At 26.7% G+C, this 9,082-nt stretch carries 5 protein-coding genes and 1 tRNA gene; 3 read left to right on the top strand and 3 right to left on the bottom strand.

Annotated features, from left to right (window positions below; translation table 11 throughout):
• A partial coding sequence (locus tag TY07_RS16470) for a helix-turn-helix domain-containing protein (protein WP_074431772.1) occupies positions 1-1,218 on the top strand: 1,218 nt, incomplete at its 5' end.
• Between the two features lie 344 nt (positions 1,219-1,562).
• Here the strand turns inward: TY07_RS16470 and TY07_RS16465 are convergent.
• Entirely contained in the window at positions 1,563-3,629 is a 2,067-nt protein-coding gene (locus TY07_RS16465) for a helix-turn-helix domain-containing protein (RefSeq protein WP_042402782.1), read from the bottom strand.
• 225 nt (positions 3,630-3,854) lie between these two features.
• Between TY07_RS16465 and clpB the strand changes: the two genes are divergently transcribed.
• Positions 3,855-6,455 carry an ATP-dependent chaperone ClpB gene (gene clpB / locus TY07_RS16460; RefSeq protein WP_042402780.1) on the top strand — a complete coding sequence of 867 codons (2,601 nt, stop codon included), beginning with the start codon at positions 3,855-3,857 and terminating at the stop codon, positions 6,453-6,455.
• Between the two features lie 58 nt (positions 6,456-6,513).
• Here clpB and TY07_RS16455 read toward each other — a convergent pair whose 3' ends face one another.
• Together TY07_RS16455 and TY07_RS16450 are read right to left on the bottom strand one after the other, a co-directional pair.
• Positions 6,514-7,686 (bottom strand): MFS transporter, encoded by a 1,173-nt coding sequence (locus tag TY07_RS16455; protein WP_042402778.1) that lies wholly within the window; start codon positions 7,684-7,686, stop codon positions 6,514-6,516.
• A 185-nt stretch (positions 7,687-7,871) separates the two neighbouring features.
• Positions 7,872-8,789: an aldo/keto reductase gene (locus TY07_RS16450; protein WP_042402776.1), complete on the bottom strand. Its 918-nt coding sequence runs from the start codon at positions 8,787-8,789 to the stop codon at positions 7,872-7,874.
• Between the two features lie 148 nt (positions 8,790-8,937).
• Here TY07_RS16450 and TY07_RS16445 point away from each other — a divergent pair.
• Positions 8,938-9,011, top strand: a tRNA-Gly gene (locus TY07_RS16445).
• Positions 9,012-9,082 lie beyond the last annotated feature (71 nt).

Genomic DNA, 9,082 nt, shown 5'->3' with positions numbered 1-9,082 from the left:
TATAAGGGCATTACTCTTAAGGAGTTGTGTAGGGATAGAATTTCTATTTCTAAAATGAGTTGCATTGAAAATGGTAAAATTAAAGCGGATGAAGAGTCACTTAAGTATATTGCTGAAAAGTTACAGATTGATTATAATTATTTAACCCAAGATGTATATGAGCAAATTAAATCAAATATAGAAAATATTAAAACAAATAATTATTCTTTAGAAAAATTAGATAAAATGATTGGCTATAATTTAGAATATTCATGTAAGCATAATTACAATGATTTAGCATTAGAGCTAATACATATTTTATTTGAAGTATATATACAAAATAATAAGTTAGAGAAAATACAGCTAATAATATCAAAATATTATGAGCTGTATCAAGGCTCTAAAGATAATGAAGAGATTATTATTTATTATAATGATATGGCAAGATTCTTTATGAAAACAGGTGAGTATCATGAAGCAATAAGTTATTACTCAAGAATAAGGGATGTTTTTGAAAAAGAGGAATTAAGTTATAATGATAAGTATATTTATGCGTGTTTTTATGAAGGGATTTGTTATAAAAATATCAATTTAATAGAAAAATCATACGATTGCTTAAAGAAAGTAATTAATTATACTGAGAAATTTAAAACAGATAAAGATAAAGGTGATTATTATCACGAATTTGCTATTGTTAATATATTATTATATAAGGTTGAAGCGGAAAAATATTTAAATATGGCGCTTCAATATAAAAAGAATGATTCTATTGAATTGGCAAGATTTAAAGAAAAAAATGGTGAAATTTATTTTAAGGTTTATCAAGTAGATAAAGCTATGGAGGAAATAAGAGAGGCTGTTAAAATATATCCTAGAGCTGAAAAACGTGGATGTGGAGAGTTCTTAATACAAGCTATATCAACTTTATATAAAAATAGGCAATTTGATGAAGCATTTAAATATACTGATGAAGCACTAGATTTAGCTATTAATATAGATGATGAAAAGTTAATAGAAAAAGCATATTATTTTAAAGGCATGGTGCATCAGAAAAGACATGAATATATTCAAGCTGAAATGTACATGAATTTAGCAACAGATTTTTTATTAAGATTTGCTAATAATGAGGAAAGATATATAAGATATAATGAAATGGCTGAGTTATATTATAATTTAAATGAGTTAAAAGACTCAATAAAATATTTCACTTTAGCAATACAGTTAGAGAAAAAGTTATAAAAATAAGAGGGAGAAAAATATTTTTCTCCCTCTTATTTTTATATTTATATATTAAACTTATAGAGCTCATAATAATTATTTAGTTGTCATGATGTAAAAGGTTTGACATCCATATCCAAAATGACCACTTTGTTTTAGTGTTATTTAATAAAGATGGATTAAAAAATAGTCCCCTCATAAAAAAAACGCCCCTTTGCTTTAAACTTTATATTATTAGTATATAGCAAAAAAATAAATATTGTATTCACGGTAATGCTTTAGATTTTGTACAATAAGTGTTAAATGAAGAAAAGGAAATTTTCTTTAAAAGCATAAAAACACCTAAAAAAGGTGTTTTTAGTACATTATTTAGTATTTTTAAGTACAATTAGTTTAGCACCATATCCTTTTAGTTCGGTTATAACATTTAAAACTGAACTTTTCTTTGAATATTTAAATTCTATTTTAGGATAGGAAGCTTTATGAAGTATTTCTTTTTCTTCCTTACTAAGTCTATCAGGAGAGCCCATAGAAAGCCAGTAATTATAAGAAGAGCCTGTTGTTTCATTAACTTCATAAGTTATTATCCTTGAAGAGCTTTTAATATTAACTATATTAAGTGAATATTTTCTCTCAAATGATTTTTTTACTCCACTTTTTTGGTAAATATTTTCATAACTTGCTAAAGTGTTAACATCATCATTGTGAGAATATAATAAAATTGCATAATAGTTGTCAGCTTTAGTTACTATATAGCCATCATCTAAAGAAATTATATCATTGCCAAGTTTACTGAAAAGATAATAAGCATAGTAAGAGGGTTTTCTAATTCCCATATCATTTACTATCCCAGGAGCACCAATAAATACCTCGTTAGTAATATTGATTTCCTTTTCTAAAACATCAAATGCCTTTAAAAAACTTAGTGAATTACCTTTGAAAAGCATATTGTGAATAATATAAGGTAACATATAGGCAGTATCATATATAGAGTTTAAGTGTGAACTAGAAGAAAAATCAGTAGTAGTTACATCTAGTTCATAGTTAATAGTTATAAACTCTCTTAGATTTTCTTTTATAGAAGATGATAAGCGGGAATCAAATTGAAATTTAAATTCATTTATATCCACTATATCTAATTCGTTAAAATAATCAATAAAACTACTTAGTATATTTTTATATTTTTCTAAAGAGTATTCAAGGTTATCTAGTAAAATTAAAGGCTTAAGAGAAATTGTTGATAAAAAGTCTAAAACACCTTTAGCTTTATTCCAGTTATAAAAATCTGAGTCTAAAAATACTCCCATATCACTATGGAACATTTTTTCAAGTCTTCCATATTCAAAATGAATTTCTTCTTGAATTTCTTCTAATATATCTTTATTATCTTCTATAAGTAAGTCAAATGATTCGCCTAAGTTGATACACTCTTTAAAGTTTTTTTCTAAAGGTTTAATAACTTTATCCATGTCTACGTGAATATTCCACAACTTATTTTCAAAGTTAAATCTGCTATAATTATCTAAACAATATGATAATGAATCTAAAGCGTCGGCTAATGAAAGTTCCGTATATTGTTTAGATGCTTCGTATTGCTTTTCAGTAGTTGCATTTTTCTTTCTATATTGAAGAGGAGTACACCCATAATAAGATTTAAAATTTTTATTGTAATAACGAACATGAGAAAATCCTATTTCATCTGAAATTTCTGATATACTCATATCACTATCTAATAATAACTTGATAGATTCTTCTATTCTTGTTAAGTTAATTAAATCTGTAAAGCTATAACCGGTTGCATATTTGATTTCATGAGAAAGATAATGTGGACTTAAAAATTCTTTCTTTGCAATTTCTTGTAAGGTTATATTATTGTTGTAGTTATTAAATATATATTTAGATATTCTATGATACCTATCTAATTGTTCTGTCTTTTCTTTAAGCTCCTCTTTTTCATGTGTTAGATAATGAAAATTATTAATAAGATGATAAAGTAATTTTATTAGTAGTTCTTCTATTTCCTCATCGTAATCTTCAAGTTTTTGTACATATTCACAAAGCGTTTCTGAAAGAAGTGTTTTTAATTCATCGTATTCCTCGCCATTTTGATTTTCATTAGCATTAGAATTTGTATAAAAAAATACATTATTTATATCTTTATAATATTTACCAAAAAAGTACGGATCTATATTAAAAATTAAAACTTTATTATCATCATCGCTTTTTATTTCATGTGACTCATCTGAATTTATAATTTCCACTTCCTTTTCGTTAAGCACAAAAGAGTCAGTATCTATTTTTATATGTAATGAACCCTTCAAAACATATATAATCTCAATAGAATTATGCCAGTGAGTTGGATAGTTCTTTATATTTAAGTAGGAGATTTTTATTGGTAAATCAAAAGGATAGTTTATATATTCTCTTCTCAAAAGTTCCACCTCAAATTTCTTATAAATTAATTCTGTAATTATTATAACAATAAGTTCCAATAAAAACAAAAAAAGAAATAGTAATAAGGTATAATTAGAGGAAAATAAGTTATAATTAGTATAGAAAAAATTATTAAAAAAAATAATCAAATTTACTTTGACTTTCTTTGACTTTTGTATTAAAATAAAATTAAAGTTAAGAATACTAATAAGAGGTGATTATAAATGAATGTTGAAAGAATGACATTAAGAGTACAACAAGCACTAAATGATGCAAATTTAATAGCAGTAAAATATAGTCATCAACAAATTGATGTAATTCATTTATTTGCTGCATTAGTAGAGGCTGATGACGGATTAATACCTAATATTTTCACTAAAATGGGAATTAATGTGAAGATGATGAGGGTTGATATAAAAAATGCTTTAGATAAAATGCCAAAAGTTATGGGAGAAGGAGCAAATAGCTCTGGAGTTTATATAACAAGACAAGTTGATGAAGTACTTGTAAAAGCAGATGAGTTAGCTAAAAAGTTTGGAGATTCTTATATTAGTGTAGAACATTTAATATTAGCAATAATGGATGTTGATAAAAGCGGACCTGCTAAACAAATTTTAAATAAATATAATATAAATAAAGATAATTTCATGAAGGTTTTATCGGAAGTTAGAGGAAGTCAAAAAGTTGATACTCAAGATCCAGAAGGAACTTATGATGCGCTTGCAAAGTATGGTACAAATTTAGTAGAGCTTGCTAAAAAGCATAAATTAGATCCTGTAATAGGAAGAGATGAAGAAATAAGAAGAACTATTAGAATTCTTTCAAGAAGAACTAAAAATAATCCAGTTTTAATTGGTGAACCAGGAGTAGGTAAAACTGCTATAGTAGAAGGATTAGCTGAAAGAATAGTAAGAGGAGATGTACCGGAAGGTTTAAAAGATAAAATTATTTTCTCATTAGATATGGGTTCACTTATAGCAGGAGCTAAATATAGAGGAGAATTTGAAGAAAGATTAAAGGCTGTATTAAAGGAAGTCCAAAATAGTGAAGGAAAGATTATATTATTTATAGATGAAATTCATACTATTGTTGGAGCAGGTAAAACAGATGGCGCAATGGATGCAGGTAATTTAATTAAGCCTTTACTTGCAAGAGGAGAATTGCATTGTATTGGTGCTACAACTTTTGATGAATATAGACAATATATTGAAAAAGATAAAGCACTTGAAAGAAGATTCCAACCTGTTATTGTTGATGAACCATCAGTTGAAGATGCAATTTCAATTTTAAGAGGATTAAAGGAAAGATTTGAGATTCATCATGGAATTAGAATTCATGATTCTGCAATAGTTGCAGCTGCTAAACTTTCAGATAGATATATTCAAGATAGATATTTACCAGATAAGGCAATCGATCTTATTGATGAAGCTGGGGCTATGATAAGAACTGAAATAGATTCATTACCAGCAGAACTTGATGCTATAAGAAGAAGAATAGTACAGTTAGAAATTGAGAAAGAAGCTTTAACAAGAGAAAAAGATGAGGGTTCTAAAAAGAAATTAGAAGCACTAGAAAAGGAATATTCAGAGTTAAAGGCTAAAAATGATGAAATGACAGCTAAGTTTGATAGAGAAAAAGGTGCTATTCTAAAATTAAAAGAATTAAAAGGTAAGCTTGATGAAGCAAGAGGTAATTTAGAAGCAGCTCAAAGACAATATGATTACAACAAAGCTGCAGAAATTCAATATGGTGAAATTCCAAGTCTTGAAGCAGCTATTAATCAAATGGAAGTAGAAGTAAAAGAAAACTATGAAGGTGCTTTATTAAAAGAAGAGGTTACTGAAGAAGAAGTTTCACAAGTTTTATCTAAATGGACTGGAATTCCAGTATCTAATTTACTTGAAGGAGAAAGAGAAAAATTATTAAGGCTTGAATCTGAAATGGAAAAGAGAGTAATAGGGCAAGAAGAAGCTATTAAATCTGTTACTTCATCAATTTTAAGAGCAAGGGCAGGTCTTAAAGATATTAATAGACCAATAGGTTCATTTATTTTCTTAGGTCCTACAGGAGTTGGTAAAACAGAACTTGCAAAAACTTTAGCAAGAAACCTATTTGATTCAGAAGAAAATATTATAAGAATTGATATGTCTGAATATATGGAGAAGCATTCTGTATCTAGATTAGTTGGAGCGCCTCCAGGATATGTTGGATATGAAGAAGGTGGTCAATTAACAGAAGCTGTTAGAAGAAAACCTTATAGTGTAATATTATTTGATGAAATAGAAAAAGCACATGAAGATGTATTTAATATGTTCTTACAAATACTTGATGATGGTAGACTTACAGATAACAAAGGTAAGACTGTAGATTTTAAAAATACAATAATAATTATGACTTCTAATATAGGAAGCAGTTACTTACTTGAAAATAAAGATGAGGATGGTATTGAACCACAAATCAGAGATCAAGTAATGAATGAAATGAAAATGAGATTCAAACCAGAATTCTTAAACAGAGTTGATGATATTATTATGTTTAAGCCATTATCTGAAAATGGAATTACTAAGATTATTGATATCTTTGTTAATGAAGTTGCCAACAGGTTAAAAGATAGAAATATATCATTAGATATTACACCGGCTGCTAAGCATATATTAGCAGTTGAAGGTTATGATCCAGTATATGGAGCAAGACCACTTAAGAGATATATTCAAAATACTTTAGAAAATAAGCTTGCAAGATTAATCATTGCTGGAGAAATTAATTATGGTTCACATGTTACTATTGATGGGGTTGATGATGAGATAATAATTAAATCTGAATAATATAAATTAAAAGGCTATGTCATAATAAAAATGGCATAGCCTTTGTTAATTATTCAAATTAATTCTTTTCTGTAATAGTTCTAGAACATAAAGGAAGTAAAATAATAAATGAAATTAAAATTATTATTGATGAAATAAGGAAAGGTAATTTGTTTCCTAAATCAAATATAAATCCTGCAAGTAAAGAACCAGTTACTTGTCCTACAGCTTTTGAGGAGTTGAAAATTCCCATGAGTGAACCGTAATTACCTTTAGAAAGTTTAGTTATTATACTTTGTTGTAAAGGAATATGAATGCTAGCAAAGGATGTAAATATAACTGCACAAGTTAAGAATAAAATAACATTATTTGATATAACCATAAGTGCTAAAGATATACTAATGCAAAAAGTAATAACTTTAAATATATTTATTTCTTTGAAAAATTTTGCAAGTAATGGAGTAAATATTAAGTTTATAATAAAGCCTAATACTCCTGTAAATGCCATAAATCCACCTATAAATGTTGGGGATAATTTTAGAACATCTTCTATATAATAATTAATGCTTGAATTATAGCTAGTTGATGCAAAGTAAAATGCTATTATAATTATGAGCATGATAATTAAATTCTTATTTAGAAATTGACTATAATTTACTTTTTCATGTTTTAAAGAATTAGAAATACTTATTTTTTCTTTAAGTGGTTCCTCTAAAAGCAAGAAAACTAAAATGCCTAAAATTACACAAAGTATAAATTGTGTAAAAAAAGTATATTTAAAGTTGTTATTACCAATTACACCACCTAATAATGAACCCATGGCTGAGCCTATTGTATTGGCAGCGGAATAGTATGTAATATATTTTACTCTATTTTCTTTTGTTGTTACATCAGTTAAATAAGCCATAGAAGTAGTTAAATAACTAACTACAAAAAATCCACCTGTAAATCTAAATATAAGTATTATAAAAGGATTTGTATTAAAACCAAATCCAAGCTGACTAATACCATAGCCTAGTGCACCTAATATTAAGAATTTAATTCTTCCTTTTTTATCAGATAAAGAACCCCAAAATGGTGAACCAATAAAATTTCCTATAGACATTGTTGCAAAGAATAATCCAAACATAAATGTTGGTAATCCAAGTTTATTTATGAACATAGGGGTAACTGGATGAGCCATGTTAAATGTAAGTGAACTAAATATAGTTAAAACTATAATAAAAATTAATGATTTATTTTTTGTTTTCATTATTCCTCCTTAAGTTATTGATTTAAATGATAAAATTTTTCATATTCTTATAGTATATATTTAAAATTAAGAAAATCAAATGTTTTTAATATAATAAAAAACCATAAAAAAACAAGTGTAAAATCTAAAAAAAGATGTACACTTGTAATAAAAAATATTGTAAAATGGAAAAAATAATTTAAAGGTTAAGGTAATTCATTGCCAGCTGCAAGATAAATATCATACCATTCCTGTCTAGATAAAACCACATTTGAAGCAGTACATATATCCTTTAATCTATTTTCGCTAGTTGTTCCAACAATAGTTTGTATTTTGGCTGGATGTCTAAGAATCCATGCAGTAGCGATTGCTGTTGAACTAACATTGTATTTTTCAGCTAATTCATTAAGCTTTTTATTAAGAACAGGGAATTTTGGATTATCTATAAAAACTCCTTCAAAGAATCCGTATTGATAAGGTGACCAAGCTTGAATATTTATATCTTTTAGACGGCAATATTCTAAAATAGATCCATCTCTATCAATTGAAGCTGAATTCTTCATATTAACATTTAATCCAGAATCAATAATTCCAGTATGCATAATACTAAATTGAAGTTGATTTATAGTAATTTTATTAGTTAAATATTTATTTAATAACTCTATTTGCATTGAATTATGGTTACTAACACCAAAATTTCTAACTTTACCTTCTTTATATAGTTTTTCAAAGGCTTCATTTACTTCTTCAGGTTCCATCAAAGTATCAGGTCTGTGTAGTAATAATATATCTAAATATTCAGTATTTAGTCTTTTTAAAATTCCATCTACAGAATTGATAATATATTCTTTAGAAAAGTCGTACATACCAGGTCTAATTGAACACTTTGATTGTATAATCATCTTTTCTCTTAATGAAGGGGTTAAAGATATAGCTTCACTAAATATTTCTTCAGATTTTCCTTTACCATAAATATCAGCATGATCAAAAAAGTTAATTCCACAATCTAAAGCTGTATTAATTAAATTATTTACAGTGTTTTTTTCTAAGTTTGCAATTCTCATACACCCTAATCCAATTTCAGATGCTTTTAAATTACCATTTGCCATAATTATTTCTTTCATAGTATAATCCTCTCAATCTATTAGTTAATCATTTACATTATACCATTTTCAATAATTACTAGTCTATTAAAAAAGATATTAAAAAATTTTTAAAAATAATGTTGACAAACGTCGACAAACATAATATACTAAACAGCGTAGTCGATGCGCGGGTATCGTATATCGGTAATACTCCAGCCTTCCAAGCTGGAAAGGTGGGTTCGATTCCCACTACCCGCTCCATTATATTTGAATAAAAATCAGCTATGCTGAAAAATTCAAATAGCTAAATCAAAGATTTAGATTTTCATTTT

Source organism: Clostridium saudiense, assembly GCF_000577815.1.
GTDB lineage: Bacteria > Bacillota > Clostridia > Clostridiales > Clostridiaceae > Clostridium > Clostridium saudiense.
Note: the sequence above shows the minus strand (reverse complement) of the source record. Positions and strands in the feature narration are given on the sequence as shown.

Bases quoted from the DNA above. Each gene is read 5' to 3' on its own strand.
- clpB (WP_042402780.1), top strand. From the start codon at position 3,855: ATGAATGTTGAAAGAATGACATTAAGAGTACAACAAGCACTAAATGAT.
- TY07_RS16455 (WP_042402778.1), bottom strand. From the start codon at position 7,686: ATGAAAACAAAAAATAAATCATTAATTTTTATTATAGTTTTAACTATA.
- TY07_RS16450 (WP_042402776.1), bottom strand. From the start codon at position 8,789: ATGAAAGAAATAATTATGGCAAATGGTAATTTAAAAGCATCTGAAATT.